Origin of the sequence: Pseudoalteromonas sp. R3 (genome assembly GCF_004014715.1) — a bacterium.
Classification (GTDB): Bacteria; Pseudomonadota; Gammaproteobacteria; order Enterobacterales; family Alteromonadaceae; genus Pseudoalteromonas.
On the sequence record NZ_CP034835.1, the window covers coordinates 1,546,399 to 1,562,545 of the forward strand.

The 16,147-nt window shown below is 47.0% G+C and carries 16 protein-coding genes and 1 pseudogene; 13 read left to right on the forward strand and 4 right to left on the reverse strand.

Features of this window, described 5'->3' with window-relative positions; translation table 11 throughout:
* Window positions 1–10: 10 nt before the first annotated feature.
* Window positions 11–1,621: an L-aspartate oxidase gene (nadB, locus tag ELR70_RS11545; protein WP_054014055.1), complete on the reverse strand. Its 1,611-nt coding sequence runs from the start codon at window positions 1,619–1,621 to the stop codon at window positions 11–13.
* 258 nt (window positions 1,622–1,879) lie between these two features.
* Here nadB and rpoE point away from each other — a divergent pair, with 258 nt between their 5' ends.
* Genes rpoE through pdxJ form a run of 10 tightly spaced genes read left to right on the forward strand, consistent with a single transcriptional unit; the run spans window position 1,880 to window position 10,279 of the window.
* A complete protein-coding gene (rpoE, locus tag ELR70_RS11550) occupies window positions 1,880–2,461 on the forward strand; it encodes an RNA polymerase sigma factor RpoE (RefSeq protein ID WP_054014054.1) in 582 nt (193 codons plus the stop codon).
* Window positions 2,462–3,061 (forward strand): RseA family anti-sigma factor, encoded by a 600-nt coding sequence (locus ELR70_RS11555; RefSeq protein ID WP_054014053.1) that lies wholly within the window; start codon window positions 2,462–2,464, stop codon window positions 3,059–3,061.
* Window positions 3,062–4,015: a MucB/RseB C-terminal domain-containing protein gene (locus ELR70_RS11560; protein WP_054014052.1), complete on the forward strand. Its 954-nt coding sequence runs from the start codon at window positions 3,062–3,064 to the stop codon at window positions 4,013–4,015.
* Window positions 4,012–4,470, forward strand: a complete 459-nt coding sequence (locus ELR70_RS11565) for a SoxR reducing system RseC family protein (protein ID WP_054014051.1) — start codon at window positions 4,012–4,014, stop codon at window positions 4,468–4,470. Before ELR70_RS11560 ends, ELR70_RS11565 begins: the two co-directional genes overlap by 4 nt.
* 58 nt (window positions 4,471–4,528) lie before the next feature.
* A complete protein-coding gene (gene lepA, locus ELR70_RS11570; RefSeq protein WP_046006771.1) occupies window positions 4,529–6,316 on the forward strand; it encodes a translation elongation factor 4 in 1,788 nt (595 codons plus the stop codon).
* An 11-nt stretch (window positions 6,317–6,327) separates the two neighbouring features.
* Window positions 6,328–7,263, forward strand: a complete 936-nt coding sequence (gene lepB, locus ELR70_RS11575) for a signal peptidase I (protein ID WP_054014050.1) — start codon at window positions 6,328–6,330, stop codon at window positions 7,261–7,263.
* 1 nt (window position 7,264) lies between these two features.
* A complete protein-coding gene (gene rnc, locus ELR70_RS11580; RefSeq protein ID WP_046006769.1) occupies window positions 7,265–7,942 on the forward strand; it encodes a ribonuclease III in 678 nt (225 codons plus the stop codon).
* Window positions 7,932–8,834, forward strand: coding sequence for a GTPase Era (gene era, locus ELR70_RS11585; protein ID WP_054014049.1), 903 nt, complete (start codon window positions 7,932–7,934; stop codon window positions 8,832–8,834). The genes rnc and era overlap by 11 nt, the downstream gene beginning before the upstream one ends.
* Window positions 8,835–9,542, forward strand: a complete 708-nt coding sequence (recO, locus tag ELR70_RS11590; RefSeq protein WP_054014048.1) for a DNA repair protein RecO — start codon at window positions 8,835–8,837, stop codon at window positions 9,540–9,542.
* 5 nt (window positions 9,543–9,547) lie between these two features.
* The gene (gene pdxJ / locus ELR70_RS11595; RefSeq protein WP_054014047.1) at window positions 9,548–10,279 is read left to right on the forward strand and encodes a pyridoxine 5'-phosphate synthase; all 732 of its coding nucleotides are present in this window, start codon (window positions 9,548–9,550) and stop codon (window positions 10,277–10,279) included.
* A gap of 77 nt (window positions 10,280–10,356) precedes the next feature.
* On the opposite strand, the gene bcp is transcribed toward pdxJ, so the two are convergent.
* Together bcp and ELR70_RS11605 are read right to left on the reverse strand one after the other, a co-directional pair.
* A complete protein-coding gene (gene bcp / locus ELR70_RS11600) occupies window positions 10,357–10,827 on the reverse strand; it encodes a thioredoxin-dependent thiol peroxidase (protein WP_054014046.1) in 471 nt (156 codons plus the stop codon).
* A 10-nt stretch (window positions 10,828–10,837) separates the two neighbouring features.
* Window positions 10,838–11,369 (reverse strand): annotated as a pseudogene (locus ELR70_RS11605) (ACT domain-containing protein).
* A 336-nt stretch (window positions 11,370–11,705) separates the two neighbouring features.
* On the opposite strand from ELR70_RS11605, the gene bamC reads away from it, so the two are divergent.
* Together bamC and ELR70_RS11615 are read left to right on the forward strand one after the other, a co-directional pair.
* The gene (gene bamC, locus ELR70_RS11610) at window positions 11,706–12,773 is read left to right on the forward strand and encodes an outer membrane protein assembly factor BamC (protein ID WP_054014044.1); all 1,068 of its coding nucleotides are present in this window, start codon (window positions 11,706–11,708) and stop codon (window positions 12,771–12,773) included.
* A 98-nt stretch (window positions 12,774–12,871) separates the two neighbouring features.
* A complete protein-coding gene (locus tag ELR70_RS11615; protein WP_054014234.1) occupies window positions 12,872–14,242 on the forward strand; it encodes a YjiH family protein in 1,371 nt (456 codons plus the stop codon).
* A 30-nt stretch (window positions 14,243–14,272) separates the two neighbouring features.
* On the opposite strand, the gene ELR70_RS11620 is transcribed toward ELR70_RS11615, so the two are convergent.
* Window positions 14,273–14,449, reverse strand: a complete 177-nt coding sequence (locus ELR70_RS11620) for a DUF2897 family protein (protein ID WP_082353096.1) — start codon at window positions 14,447–14,449, stop codon at window positions 14,273–14,275.
* Window positions 14,450–14,741: 292 nt separating this feature from the next.
* On the opposite strand from ELR70_RS11620, the gene ELR70_RS11625 reads away from it, so the two are divergent.
* Complete coding sequence (locus tag ELR70_RS11625; protein WP_128064582.1) at window positions 14,742–16,103, forward strand: ankyrin repeat domain-containing protein; 1,362 nt, start codon at window positions 14,742–14,744, stop codon at window positions 16,101–16,103.
* Window positions 16,104–16,147: the final 44 nt, after the last annotated feature.

The following is a 16,147-nucleotide window of genomic DNA, read 5'->3' on the forward strand; positions in this document are numbered from 1 at the left end:
GGCATCAATATCAACGTTTGATTTTACTGGGAGTCAATATCGTTGGTTTGGTTGTTTCTGCGCTTTGCGGATAATCCAGTGTGTAATGCAGCCCACGGCTTTCTTTTCTGTTCAGTGCACTGCGAATAATTAACTCTGCTACCTGCACCAGATTACGAAGCTCTAGCAGGTTATTACTGACTCTGAAGTGGGAGTAGTACTCCTGGATTTCCTGTTGTAATAATTCCACTCTGCGAAGTGCACGTTCCAGTCGCTTGGTCGAGCGTACAATGCCGACATAATCCCACATAAACAGTCTAAGTTCGTGCCAGTTATGGGTGATCACCACTTCTTCGTCTGAATCGCTGACCTGACTTTCATCCCAGTCTGGCTGTGCAGGCGGTAACGGTTGTGTATCCAGCTTGGCAAGGATATCTTTCGCTGCTGCATGGGCAAATACAATGCACTCCAGCAATGAATTGCTCGCCATACGATTGGCACCATGTAGCCCCGTGTAAGCCACCTCCCCGATAGCGTAGAGGTTGCTAATGTCCGTCAGCCCGTTAAAGTCGGTCATGACGCCACCGCAGGTGTAATGTGCGGCTGGAACGACAGGGATCGGCTCTTTGGTGATATCCAGCCCTACACTGAGGCACTTGGCGTATATGGTCGGAAAGTGTTCAATGATAAAGTCTTTGTCTTTATGAGAGATATCCAAATAGACGCAGTTGGCCCCCAGACGCTTCATTTCATAGTCGATGGCTCGGGCAACAACATCACGAGGGGCCAGTTCTTCTCTGTCATCGAAATCCGGCATAAAGCGTGTGCCATCAGGACGTCTCAGCAATGCTCCCTCGCCACGCATAGCTTCGGTGATTAGGAAGTTTTGCAATTCTGGGTGATAAAGACTGGTTGGATGAAATTGGTTAAATTCCATATTGGCAACTCGGCAGCCCGCTCGCCATGCCATGGCAATGCCATCCCCACTGGAAACGTCTGGATTTGACGTATAAAGATACACTTTACTGGCACCGCCCGTGGCAAGGGCGACAAACTTTGCGGTAACGGTTTCGACCTGGTTTGCTCGACGATTGTATACATAAAGTCCATGAGCGACTTTTTGCTCTTGTGCGCCATGCGTGATCAGGTCAATTGCATTGTATTGTTCCAGCAAGAGTATATTGGGGTGCTCCTGGACGCGTTCGATCAGTGTCGACTGTACTGCTTTACCCGTTGCATCTGCGGCGTGGAGGATGCGGCGGTGGCTGTGACCGCCTTCACGTGTCAGGTGGAAGCGTTCACGTCCTTTACTATCGAACTCCATATCAAATGGAACGCCTTGCTCTATCAACCACTTCAGACACTGCTTTGCATTTGAAGCGGTGTAATGAACGGCTTCTCTGTCACACAGACCCGCGCCCGCAGCCAGGGTGTCTTCAACGTGAGATTCTATACTGTCATTTTTCTTATCAAACACCGCAGCAATGCCACCCTGAGCATACAAGGTTGAACCTTCACGCAGGTCGCCCTTACTGAGCACTGTGACGCGGCAGGTGTTTGCCAAAGACAGAGCCAGGCTTAGCCCGGCTGCGCCGCTACCGACAATAATGACATCTGTTTGGTGTTGAACTTGTTCTTTCATGTTAGTGGGTCTTAGCTAATTAAACCTTTTATTCTGCGTGATCTGATAAGTCTGCTATGCTTAGCGCAGGATCGCAGGTACTTGGTATATTCCACACTGAATACGTTTATGACGTGTCAATACGGGGTATTTTAAAAAAAATATCAAAAAAACAGAACTTTTTATTCATCACTTAGTCAGAGTAGCTGTAAAAGATGGCAACAATGCGCGACAATGTGTGTGAAAAACAAGTAATAACAAAGAGGAGTACCGGCTCGAATGAGCGAGCAGGATTTAGATTTAGAAATAGTTCGGCGTGTTCAGCAAGGAGATAAAAATGCGTTCAATTTGTTGGTTGCCAAATATCAGAACAAAGTAGCCGCGTTAATCTCGAGATATGTGTCTAATTCAGGCGATGTGGCCGATGTGGCGCAAGAAGCGTTTATTAAGGCATACCGTGCTTTGCCCAATTTTCGCGGAGACAGTGCTTTTTACACTTGGCTCTATCGGATAGCGGTTAACTGCTCTAAGAACTATTTAGTAGCTCAGGGGCGTAAGCCACCGGCAAATGATGTTGATGCTGAAGAGGCCGAATTTTACGACGGAGCTGATCAGCTCAGGTCCAATGCTTCTCCGGAGAGCTTATTGCTTAGCGATGAGATCAAAGCGGTAATTTTCAGGACCATCGAGTCGTTACCCGATGATCTAAAAACCGCGATCACATTACGAGAGATCGAAGGTATGAGCTATGAAGAAATTGCAGTCGTGATGGATTGTCCGGTAGGGACGGTCAGATCGCGGATTTTCAGGGCACGAGAAGCCATTGACAATAATATAAACCCACTCATAGGTAATAAGTAGATGACGCAATCAAACTTTAATGTCAAAGACGGGCAAGTGACATCCAGTATACTCGATTCCGAGCAGGCTCTGGATAATGCCAGTCAGGCGCAGTTCGATGCAGAAAAGTTTGCTCGTTATGCTCTGATTGGCGACGCCATGCGTAGTCAGCAAAATCAGGCGCCTTGTATTGATATCACTGCCAGTCTGGCGGATGCACTCGCAGATGAGCCCACCTATGGCGCTCAGGCGTCAGAGCAGAAACCCCAGCAGGCAGGCGCAGAGAATAAGGTCGTTGCGTTGTCAAGTTGGCGTAAGCCTCTGGCGCAAGTGGCGATTGCAGCCAGTGTATCTTTAGTCGCTGTTCTGGGCGTAAGTAACTATAGCCCACAGGAACAAGCCATCAGTGATTTTCCTGTGTTACAATCAACGCCATTAACTGGCTCAGTTTCGCCGGTTAGTCTGTCATCAGAGCCTGCATTGGAAAGTGCAGAAAAAGGCCTCAGAGAACTGCAACAGCAACGTATTGGTGCTTTGGTGCTTGAGCATCAGCGACAGTCCAGAATGGCTCATGCTTTGGCCCAACAAGCACAAGAAGTGAAAGAGGAACAAGAAAAGTAGATGAAGTGGCTTGCGTTACTACTTGGAGTGGGCTTAAGTGCCCAAGTTGTTGCCAGCGATATTATTAATGCAAAGCAGCTGCTCACAGATATGTCTTCTGCTATCCAGGAGCGTAATTTTGATGCATCATTTGTGGTGGTTAAAGGCAAAGGTATGGAACCGTACCGCTGGCTCCATGGTAAGGTTGACAACAGCGAACTTGAAATTCTGAGCCGACAAAATGGTGCAGGTCTTGAAGTTGTGCGCGTTGACAACAAAGTCACCTACTTTGAGCCTCAAACCCAACCCTATTCGATAGAGACAGATGCAATTGCCGGACCCATTCCAGAAATTCTGTTTGGTGAAGTGGGTACATTAGCCAGCAGCTATGATTTTGTCCTGGGTGGCAAAGAGCGTATTGCTGACAGAGCGGCACAGCTGGTTCGCCTGGTCTCTAAGGATGAGCACAAATATAACTATTGGCTGTGGATTGATATTCAATCTGCATTGCTGTTAAAAGCTGCCTACGTTACTCAACAAGGTGAAGTACTTGAACAGCTTCAGCTGACACACATCAGCGTGACAGAGCAACCTGCTCAGCCGCTTGTCGAGCTTAGCAGTAAAGATTTTCCGATGCCTCTGGCTTCTCTGGCTCAAAATGACACCGCACAAAAACTGCAAAATAATTGGCGGATTGGTTGGTTGCCTGACGGCTTCAAGCTACTGAAGTCAGATCGGCACAAGCTTGATTTGAACAATGAATTAGCAGACTACTTTTTGTTTTCTGATGGCCTGGTAGAGTTTTCGGTATTCGTGCAAAGGCCTCTGTCTGGGCAAAGAGCAAGCGGTGCACTAAGCTCGGGCGCCACAACGATATATGTACATAATTCAGGTGCATTTGATGTGTCGGTGGTTGGTAAAATCCCAACGATGACAGCAAAGGCCATTGCTGAGTCAGTAACCCGACCATTATGATAGAACAAACACTCACCGTTTCCCGTATTGAGCGCGGTACAGTCTGGCTGGTTGCTGAGGAAAAACCGGCCTGTGCTGGCTGCAATGGCAAATGCGGCTCGCAAGTTTTTAGTAAACTATTTGGCAGTAACAAAAAGGCATTGCCGATAGAGTGCGGTGAATCGGTTCAGGTAGGGCAAAAAATGACCCTGGCACTGGACGATAGCAAAGTGGTCCAGAACGCACTTTGGGTTTATTTGTTACCTCTGGTAATGGCGTTTATTGCTATGTTTACCACACACCTTGCATTGGGCGCATCAGAGCCCTGGCAGATCTTGTCAGCTGTGATTGGCGGTTTGTTCGGCTTTAAATTTGCTAAACAACGCACCAAAGCATTGCGTCACGACATCAAAGTGATAAAAATTTATCCAATTAGCCTTCCCCTAACGCAAATAGATGGTGATTGCGCCAAATAAATTGTAAAATCGGCGTTTAATCTCTATTTGTGAAAAACAGAAGTTTAGAATCCAGTATATGAAGCACATCCGTAACTTTTCAATTATTGCCCACATCGATCACGGGAAATCGACCCTTTCGGACCGCTTAATCCAGGTATGCGGCGGCTTAACAGATCGCGAGATGCAGCAGCAGGTGCTGGATTCGATGGACCTTGAGCGAGAGCGTGGGATCACCATCAAAGCGCAGAGCGTGACACTGAACTACAAAGCCAATGATGGTGAAACCTATCAGCTTAACTTTATCGATACCCCGGGACACGTTGACTTCAGCTACGAAGTATCACGTTCTCTGGCTGCCTGTGAGGGCGCTTTGCTGGTTGTCGATGCCGGTCAGGGCGTAGAAGCTCAGACGCTGGCAAACTGTTACACCGCGATTGAGATGGACCTGGAAGTCCTGCCGGTGTTGAACAAAATCGACTTGCCACAGGCCGATCCTTTGCGCGTTGCCGAAGAGATCGAAGAAATTGTCGGTATTGAAGCACTTGAAGCGGTGCAGTGTAGTGCTAAAACCGGTATCGGTATCGATGAGGTACTGGAAATGATCGTGCGCGACGTGCCGCCACCAGTAGGTGAGCCGGAGCAGCCACTGCAGGCCCTGATCATCGACTCCTGGTTTGACTCATACCAGGGCGTTGTGTCTTTGGTACGTATTAAGCACGGTGAGCTGCGTCGTGGTGACAAGATTAAGATTATGTCGACAGATCAAACTCATATTGCTGATAAAGTCGGTATTTTCACACCAAAACAAACAGAAACCGGGGTACTGAAAACCGGTGAAGTAGGCTTCGTTATTGCGGGTATCAAGGATATTCATGGTGCGCCTGTGGGTGACACTATTACCCTTACCAAAGAGCCAGCGAAAGAACGCTTACCAGGCTTTAAGCGCGTTAAGCCTCAGGTTTATGCGGGTATGTTCCCAATCTCCTCTGATGATTATGAGAACTTCCGTGATGCATTGAATAAGCTGAGCCTTAATGATGCGTCTTTGTTCTTCGAGCCGGAGAACTCAACTGCACTGGGCTTTGGTTTCCGTTGTGGCTTCCTGGGCATGCTTCACATGGAGATTATTCAGGAACGTCTGGAACGTGAATATGATATGGATCTGATCACAACGGCTCCGACGGTTGTCTACGAGGTAGAAACGAAAGACGGTGTGATCCAAATTGATAACCCGTCAGATCTACCACCAGTCAATGATATCATTGAAATTCGCGAGCCGATTGTAGAAGCCAATATTCTGGTACCACAAGAATATCTGGGCAATGTCATTACTCTGTGTGTTGAAAAGCGCGGCGTGCAGACCAAGATGAGCTACCACGGTAAACAAGTTGCGGTGACGTATGAGTTGCCAATGGCAGAAGTGGTGATGGACTTCTTTGATAAGCTTAAGTCGACCAGCCGCGGGTTTGCTTCTTTGGACTACAACTTTAAGCGCTTCCAGACATCCGACATGGTCCGTGTAGACATTCTGATCAATGGCGACCGGGTTGACGCACTGGCAATTATTGCACACCGAGAGAATTCTCAAGGTCGTGGACGCCAGTTAGCTGACGCACTACGCGAGCTTATCCCACGTCAAATGTTTGATATTGCGATTCAGGCTGCGATTGGTAACCACGTGATCGCGCGTACAACCGTGAAACAGTTACGTAAAAACGTCATCGCGAAGTGTTATGGTGGTGATGTCAGTCGTAAGAAGAAACTACTGCAAAAGCAAAAAGAAGGTAAGAAACGTATGAAGCAGCTGGGTAACGTTGAAGTGCCACAAGATGCTTTCCTTGCGATTCTTAAAGTAGGTAAGTAACAGGAATTATTATGGCAGGTTATTTTTCAGTATTTTTGGTGTTGTTGACGCTGGGTTCAGGTCTCATATGGTTAATCGATCATTTGCTTTACGCACCAAAGCGTAAAGAGCGTATCGCATTAGCACAGGGCGCATCTGAGCAGCCGCTTGATCAGGAAGTCATCGAGCAGATAGCACCTGTGCCTGCCATCACTGAAAGCGCAAAATCTATCTTTCCGATGATTGCTGCGATCACAGTGTTCCGTTCATTTATTTTTGAACCCTTCCAGATCCCGTCCGGTTCAATGATGCCGACACTGCTGGATGGTGACTTCATATTAGTACAGAAATACGCGTACGGTATTAAAGACCCGGTCTGGCGCAGTCAGCTGGTAGAAGTGAATGATCCCCAGCGTGGTGACATCGCGGTCTTTAAGTTTCCGCTGGATGAGCGTATCGACTTTATTAAGCGGATTGTTGGCTTACCTGGAGATCGCATCGTTTATCGCGACCGTCAGCTTTATATCAAGCCTCACTGCAATGATGGCGAGCAGCAACGCGATGGTCTGGCATGTGGCGAATTCAACAAAATTAATCTTGATATTGTTAATCGCGATGAGTTCAAACATGGCGCAATGCAAATGGTACGTCTGACAGAGAGTCTGCCGGGTGTCACGCATGATGTACTTGTGACGCCGCAATTGCCTGAACTGACGGAGCGCTATTATCAGCAGCCAGGTACGCGACGTGATGAATGGGTTGTACCAGAGGGCAGTTACTTTGCTATGGGTGACAACCGTAATAACAGTCAGGACAGCCGTATGTGGGGCTTTGTGCCAAAAGAAAACCTGGTTGGTAAAGCCGTATTTATTTGGATGAGTTTCGATTTTGAAAATGGCCCGAACAGCATTCTGCCTGGTTGGGTTCCAACAGGAGTTCGTTTTGAACGCCTAGGTAATATTCAGTAGCATGAAAAAAAACGTCACAGAATTATATAAAAAGATTGGTTACGAATTTTCCGATCAAAGCCTGCTTGAGCAGGCAATGACACATCGTAGCCACAAAGGGCAGCACAATGAACGTCTGGAGTTTTTAGGCGACTCAATCCTGAGCTTTGTTATTGCCAATGCCTTGTATAAGCAGTTTCCTAAAGCGCGTGAAGGTGATCTTAGCCGGATGCGTTCTACGCTGGTACGAGGACAGACTCTGGCAGAGTTCGGTGTTGAGTTTGGCTTAGGTGACTATCTCAGATTAGGTCCAGGTGAATTGAAAAGCGGTGGTTATCGTCGTGAGTCAACCCTGGCAGATGCGGTCGAAGCGATTATTGGCGCGGTGTTTTTAGATTCAGACATCGAGACCTGTAAGACGCTGGTATTAAAATGGTACGACACGCGTTTGGCTGCGATTTCTCCTGGTCACAACCAGAAAGACCCAAAAACCCTGTTGCAAGAGTACTTGCAGGCACGCAAATTGCCCTTACCCGGTTATACTGTAATAGATACCAAGGGACAGGCACACAATCAGACCTTTACGGTTGAGTGTATTGTGGAAGGGATGGAAAGTATTATCTCAGTAGGCAGCTCTCGTCGTAAGGCTGAGCAAAAAGCCGCTGAAAAAGCACTAAAGATTTTAAAGAATGACTCCTAATACCCATTGTGGCATGGTCGCGATTGTCGGGCGACCCAACGTTGGTAAATCCACGTTACTGAATAAGCTGGTTGAACAAAAGGTCAGTATCACTTCACGTAAACCACAAACTACCCGGCACCGTATCATGGGTATCCACACTGAGGATAACTATCAGGCGGTCTACGTCGATACACCAGGACTTCACAGTGAGGAAAAGCGTGCCATTAACCGGTTGATGAACCGTGCAGCGTCCAGCTCCATTGGTGACGTTGAATTGGTAATTTTCGTTGTTGAGGGCACTTTGTGGACCAAAGATGATGAAATGGTGCTGAACAAGGTTAAGGACAGTGGCCGTCCGGTTTTGGTTGTGATCAATAAAAGTGATCAGGTCAAAGACAAAAGTGAAGCCCTGATGCCGCATCTTCAATGGCTTTCGGAGCAAGGTCAGTTTGTTGGGATCATTCCAATTTCGGCTAAGCAAAATCGTAATGTCGATATGGTCAAAGCAGAAGTACATAAGCATCTGCCGGCATGCGAGTTTTTCTTCCCGGATGACTATGTGACAGACAGGTCAATGCGTTTTCTGGCGGCAGAAATTGTGCGTGAGAAACTCATGCGCTTTATGGGTGATGAACTTCCCTATTCAGTGACCGTGGAAATCGAGCAGTTCAAGTGGCTCGACAATGGCGTATGGCAGATCAATGCCCTGATCCTGGTAGAACGCGAATCGCAAAAGCGTATGGTGATTGGTAACAAGGGCGAAAAGCTCAAGGTGATCGGTCGCGAAGCACGTCGTGATTTGGAAGAGATGCTGGACAATAAAGTATTTCTGGAATGCTGGGTAAAAGTGAAGTCTGGCTGGGCAGATGATGAGAGGGCACTGCGTAGTCTTGGCTACGGAGAAGACTAATTGAACAACGACTTTCGACAAGCCTATTTGTTGCATCGCAGACCACATAGTGATTCTCAGGTGATGCTTAATATGCTAGTCGAAGGGGTGGGCCAGCTGATGATGCTGGCCCGTATAAAGGGCCGTCAGGCACTCAGGCACAACGCACATCTTCAACCCTTCAGTCTGCTTTTGGTCCGTTATAGCGGCCGTCATGATTTAAAATACCTCAATGATATAGAGTTGCATACTCAGCCTTTAGCAATGAAAGGGCAAGTTTTGTATTGCGGCTTTTATCTCAACGAACTCAGCACCCGGGTTATTCCGGTCAATGAGCCGCTTGATGAGATATTTTCGTTGTATCATCATCATCTGCAGCAATTGAGCGAGCAGGCCAAAGAGACGAGTAGCAGCGTATTTGAGCTCACGCTGCGCAGTTTTGAGTTCCAGTTGCTGGAGCAGTTGGGGTTCGGTGTCGAGTTTGAATATGATGCCGATGGCGACGCGATTGTCGAGGGTGCATATTACCAATATATTCGGGAATTGGGGTTTGTCAGAACAGATGAGCGGCATATTGGCTTTTCAGGCCGAGTGCTTCACCAGATTGCCCAGCGCGATTTTTCTGATGATCAGGTACGACGTCAGGCAAAGGGTCTTAGCAGATATTTATTCAGGCCATTACTTGGCCATAAACCGCTGAAAAGCAGAGAGCTATTTCAATCAAGGTAATAACAATGAAAGAGATATTATTGGGCGTAAACGTCGATCATATTGCCACATTACGCCAGGCGAGAGGCACTAGCTATCCGGATCCAGCACATGCTGCCGCTGTTGCTGAACATGCCGGGGCTGATGGTATTACTATCCACTTACGTGAAGATCGGCGTCATATTCAGGACCGCGATGTGTACGTGATGGCGAAGACCATTCAGACACGTATGAATCTGGAAATTGCCGTGACAGACGAGATGCTGGACATTGCCTGTGAAGTAAAGCCTGCATACGTTTGCCTGGTGCCAGAGAAACGCGAAGAGTTGACTACTGAAGGTGGTCTGGACGTGGTTGCGAACAAAGCAAAGGTTACTCAGGCCGTGACTCGGCTGGCAAATGCAGGCATTAAGGTGTCTTTATTTATCGACGCAGATCCTCTGCAAATCGAAGCTGCCAAAGACACTGGCGCACCTTATATCGAGATCCACACCGGCGCTTACGCTGATGCAGAATCAGATGCTGAGATGCAAGCTGAACTGGAACGGATCCGCACAGGTGTAAAATATGCGCATGGCCTGGGAATTGTTGTCAACGCAGGCCATGGTCTGCATTACCATAATGTAAAACCCATTGCTGAGATGCCGGAAATTTATGAGCTCAACATTGGCCATGCGATTATTGCCAGAGCCGCTATTGATGGGCTGGAGAAGGCAGTAAGAGATATGAAGCGTTTGATGCTGGATGCCCGCAGCTAATATGGCGTGAAAGAATCAAAAAGGGGCTGAATTCAGCCCCTTTTTGTATTGACTCGCATGCCAGATGCGAACCTACATTATTGTGCAGCCAGGTAATCGATAACGACCTGGTGGTGCTCTTTGGTCTTAAACTTGTTGAAAACATGTTTAACGGTGCCATCTTGGCCTATCAGGAAGCTGATACGGTGGATCCCGTCATATTCTTTACCCATGAACTTTTTCAATCCCCACACACCAAATGCGTCAGCAATAGCGTGGTCTTCATCGGATAGCAGATCAAAGTTCAGCTCTTTTTTGGTTTCGAAGTTTTTTAACTTTTTGACCGGATCCGGGCTGATCCCCACTGCCACAGTATTATATTGCGCTAACTGCTCTTTGTGGTCTCTGAGTTGCTCTGCCTGTACTGTGCAACCTGGTGTCAGTGCTTTTGGATAGAAATACACCAGTACCTGGTTAGATTCCAAAAGAGTGCTGAGTGAAATACTTTCACCATCTTGATTTTCTAGGGTAAATTGCGGGGCCTGAGCGCCTGCTTGTAGCGTATTCATAGGATGCTCCTTAACGAATGCGTCGAAAAATATAATCCAGATTTAGTGAGTTTGAGAGATGCTCGAACTGTATTTTAAATGCGTCTGCATCAACTTCAATGGGGATATTGACTTCGATTTCACAGCGCATATGCAAAGCGTCCCCTCTTCATAAGTATCAGATTTCAATGAACAGATACTGATGTTTTGCTCTGCAAAAAAGCGTGTGACTTTACTCAGGGTACCAGGCGCGTCGAGTCCATTGTATTCGAGTGTATATCCGGCGCTGAACTCATTCTGCTGATGGCTGGCTGTACGTTTCATCATTGTAAGCAGGCCCAGCTCCATCCCTTTTGTAGGTAGGGTATGCTCGACCCGGCTAATGGCTGCCATGTCGCCCGATAGCAACATAATGAAAGTAAATTCATTACCGAGTATCGCGATGCGGCTATCAATAATGTTGCAATTACATTCACTGACCAGCTTTGTCAGTTCGCTGACGATCCCGAGCGATCTTCTCCGATTGCGGTCAAAACCAATTGTTGGTTGGTAAATGTGGTCATTCAAGAGCACCCTATACGCTGAGAATAATGGTAATGCCTGACGGCAAGTTTTAGATGTATAGCCGTAAATACTAACATAAGTTAGTTAGTTGGGATACTGGCAGAGGGTCGCTTTGCTACTTTGCCTTAACCTGATATTGGTGTCAGGCAGCTCACAGCTTGTGTTTACTGGGCGAGGCAAGTAACATAGGGCAAATTTTGCAAGTTGTTTAGGCTCGCCGGGCGAATATAAAAAGTTTCTCCGGCAGTGAACCAAATCGGCAATCCTCACTCATATAAAGACGATATTCGTTTACCGTAAATAAATATAACAGGGTTTGCTAAGGAGTTTTATTCGTGCAGTATTGGGTTCCAAAAGCACTAACTTTAGGTGTTTTACTTGGTTTAACGGGATGTAGTGTATTTCCAAATGATGCACATGACAGCAAAAACTATCGCGTTAATGAAGGCATTAGCGTGCCATCTGGGCTTGAGCAGCCTTATCAGGATCCTGAATATAAGATGGCTGTTGCTGTTTATGACAACAACCCGGATGGAGAAGATAAACTATATCGACCACCGCAGCAGGTTCTTACACTCGCTCAGGGTAGCTGGGCTGAAAATAAAGACAAGGTCGCTCGTGTCTACTTTGATAAAAATGACGGTATTGAAGACCTGTCGGCATTTATCTGGCAGTCGCTTGATGGAGTAATGGCGAACCACAACACTCAGGTTGCCAAAGATGCGCGTCAACAAGGCACAGTGGAAACAGGTTGGTACTCGTTGATCAAGAAGGACGAAGGCTGGTTCTGGGAGGACATTGTTGAGGTATCGCGTCAGCGCTTTGAGTTTACCATTGAACAAAAAGAGCACCAGAGAACGGCTTCCCTAAGTGCTAAACTACTTGATTATCAAAGTGATCAGGCGCCTCTGAATGACATGCTAAAGCAGCAGTTAGAAGTACGTGCATTGAACGAGGTGATTGCTGAGTTTGATTATCGATACAGGTTGTTAGCCGTTGAGTTGCGTAAGCAGCAGGGCTTATTGTCTCTCGAGGGTGGGTTTGACAGTGACGGCAACGCTGCAATGCTGACACTGGTTGAGAAAAGTGCAGTAATGGATCGTCTGTCCAACTTCCTTGAACGCGTCAACTTTACTGTGATCCGATTAGACAGAGATAACGAGCAGGTGAAAGTTCGTTATGAAGCACCTGAGCAAAGCGTCTGGGATTCTATTTGGGGTGAAGAGGCCACTATATTACCGATTGCCAACGGTGATTATATGGTTAAAGTATCGACAACCGATGACGGTCAGACGGCGTTGACCTGGCTGGATGGTGAGGAACAAGTGCTGGATGCACAGACTATGGAGCTATTGTTGCAATCTCTGCTTGAGGTCTTGCGCAGTCGAGGTCTGCAAATATAATATTTTAAATAAATCAAAATATTAAAATAAAAACAATGAGTTGAAGTAACACGAAAAAGAGCCTTACGCTCTTTTTCTTTTTAGTGGGTAATCATATGATGTCAGAATCTACGGGCTCAGCGTCGCTTAACTGGCGCACGCTCTTTGCGTTTATCGTGCCTTCCCTGATCGGGGTGTTTTTGTTTATGACACCTGTCGCAATCGGGGAAGCAATGACTATTCCTATCGCTGTTATGGCTAAGGCACTGCAAGGTTGGATAGCACCCTTCGCACAGGCCATGATAGTCGCCATAGTGTGTATCACCGGGGTGATGAGTGCATTTGTTGCGCTGGTTAAGCCAAGGCAGCTGCTAAAAAACCATTTATTCAGACACTTGTTTTCCGTGAGTCCAATCTGGCTGATTACTCGCCTTGCTGGTATGGCCTTTATTCTGATGACCTACTTTAAAGTAGGGCCAGAAGCAATTCACTCTGCACATACGGGATCACTGGTGCTCAATGATTTATTACCTGTGCTGTTTTCTGTTTTTGTCTTAGCCGGTCTGCTACTGCCATTGTTGCTGAATTTTGGCCTGTTGGAACTGGTAGGTACTTTACTGACTAAAGTGATGCGTCCCTTGTTCGGCGTACCCGGTCGAAGTGCTGTAAACTGCGTTGCATCCTGGCTGGGAGATGGCAGTGTGGGCATTTTGATGACATCTCGTCAGTACGAAGATAAGCACTATACACAGAGAGAAGCTGCGATTATAGGTACAACTTTTTCAGCGGTTTCTATTACCTTCTGTCTGGTTGTGATTGGTCAGGTTAAATTGGAGCATTTGTTCGCGCCATTTTACTTAACCGTATGTGCTGCGGGGATTGCTGCTGCGATTATTGTACCGCGTTTGCCGCCTCTGCGATGGAAAAAAGACTGTTATGTCGACGGCAGTGATGCCAACCCCGGTGCTGAGCTGGTGCCTGAAGGTAAAACGTTGTTTGGTCATGCGTTGGATGTTGCTCTTGCAAAAGCGGAAAAAGCACCGGGTGTAAAAGGGACATTGAAAGAAGGCGTGCACAATGCGCTGGACATGGTATTTGCTGTCTTACCTGTAGTCATGGCAGTCGGTACGTTTGCGCTCATCATTGCAGAACATACGCCAGTGTTTCAGATCCTTGGTAAGCCGTTTGTGCCTTACCTCGAATTACTTCAGGTGCCCGAAGCTGCAAAAGCAGCTGAAACGATAGTGGTTGGTTTCGCGGATATGTTTATCCCGTCAATTTTGGCAGCAGGAAACATAGAAAGTGATGTGACACGCTTTATCGTGGCAGCATTGAGTGTGACTCAGCTGATTTACATGTCTGAGGTAGGCGCGCTGTTGCTGGGCAGCAAAATACCGGTCAATTTGTTCGAGCTATTCTGTATTTTTATTCTGCGCACTCTGGTCACGCTACCTGTGATTGCATTGATGGCGCATTGGTTGTTAGGTTAATCTCTGAGGTAGGGCAGGTGCGTGCCAGCCCTACTTTTCTTCCTCTTCTTCTTTCTTGGCCTCTGAGTCTGGCTTAGTTTGTTTATCTAGCTTGCCTTTGACATCAAATCGGGTCATATATTTCAACAGCATAATATTGCTGATAATGAACCCAAGTACCATCACAATAATCAGTATTACGTGCCAGGTGGGTAAGGTATTTTCCATCTTGACTTGCTCCCTATCACAGGGCCTTCATTGGACGTTCACTTCTATTGTATATCTTAATCGTTCATGACCTCAAGCCCAGAGCTGAGTAACTTAATCGACGACCCTGAGTCGTTCTATGGCACTGTGGATCGGTGCACAATGAGCATATCGATTTTGGCTCATTGCGGATTTGTTTTCATATTAGGTAAAGTGATGTGATTCTTGAGATCAGCAGCAGCTTTTTCATGATGCAATTGGTATCATTCCGCTAACAGCACTGCGACAATATCTATGGCATTAAGTGCACGATATGACAAATAAGGTGGTTAATTCTTTAATGGAGCATGTTTTAATTTGGCCGGCTCAGTACCCTCTGCTACTCAAGGGGCTGGTTGAAAACAATGGGGCTTTTATTCTGGATGCACTCGAGGCTTGGCCTGAGTGTGAAACCGTGACAGATCAGCAAGGTGTACGTTCGTCGGTCTTACCGCCGTTGATGTATATTTTATGGCTGAAACCCCTGGAACCGTTCGAATCTTGTCGCTACCAGCATATTGATGACTACGATCAAGCACATCAGACATACTGCGATGACTTATTACTTCATATTGGCGCCGCGGGTATCAGTCAGGATGAGTTGATTGCTAAGTTATTAGGGGTATTCTCCCATTATGCCGATATCAAGACACAGCTTACCTACCAGACTGAAACCACTCCCGCTTCGCTTTTATTGAGTAAGTCTTATACCCGCTCTTTGGGTGTATTATTGCAATATGGTTTAACGTTAACGGCAGAGGAAGCGTGTGACTTATGGGACATTGCTGACCAGGAAATGCAATTGGACTTGGGTGGCATGCTCGAAGTGGTGCTACAAGATAAGGTTGAGACTTTGCAACTGGCGGTTGAGCGTTTGCAGGGGGATGATACTTATGTAGGGCTGTTGAAGCATCTGTGCAGCGGTGAAGAGGTTGAGCGCTTGCTAGATCAGGCTTTGCTGGCCCATTTAATGTCTAAAAATGCTAAGCAATCTATCGCCCTGAAGCTGATTGAGCAAGGGGCAACTGGTCAGAGCAAAGACCCTGCAGGGAAATCTGCCATGATGTGGCTGGTCGAGCAGGGCTTTGTCAGTGCAGTTCAGGCATTGACTGAGTATCATTGTCACCAGTCTCTGGATGACTTAGGCCGGAATTTAATGCATTACGCGGTTATGTCCAATTCAACGGCGATGCTCGAATTGGTTGAGTCTATGAATGTAGACCCGAGACTGGCAGATGTCACTGGCACGACTCCGTATCGCCTTGCCAATCAGGCACAGGCGGTTGCAGCAAAGAAGTTTTTGGAACAGCGTGGGATTATTGAACTGTCTTTTGCAGCAAAATATGAAAAAGTAGCACGCGTTTATAGCTTGTATGCACTGGTCGCAATTCTGATGCCCGTACAGTTAAACTTCTTCTTTAATGAGACACACAGCAATAAGCTTTCTGCAACGATTATGATCTCTAGCCTGACGTTGCTGTTTTTTGCCTTGGCTCGGTGGCAAAAACGCAGTCCACTCTACCCCCAGGATTCGTCTCCATGGAGTTTAATAGGGGTAAACGTACTCGCCTGGCTTAGCATGTCGCTCCAGGTGCTATTTAGTGTCGTGGTTTTAATTGCAGTGATGGGGAGTTAAAGCAGAACCGAGGCTCTGCTTTAACTGAAACGCTGAAGACTAAG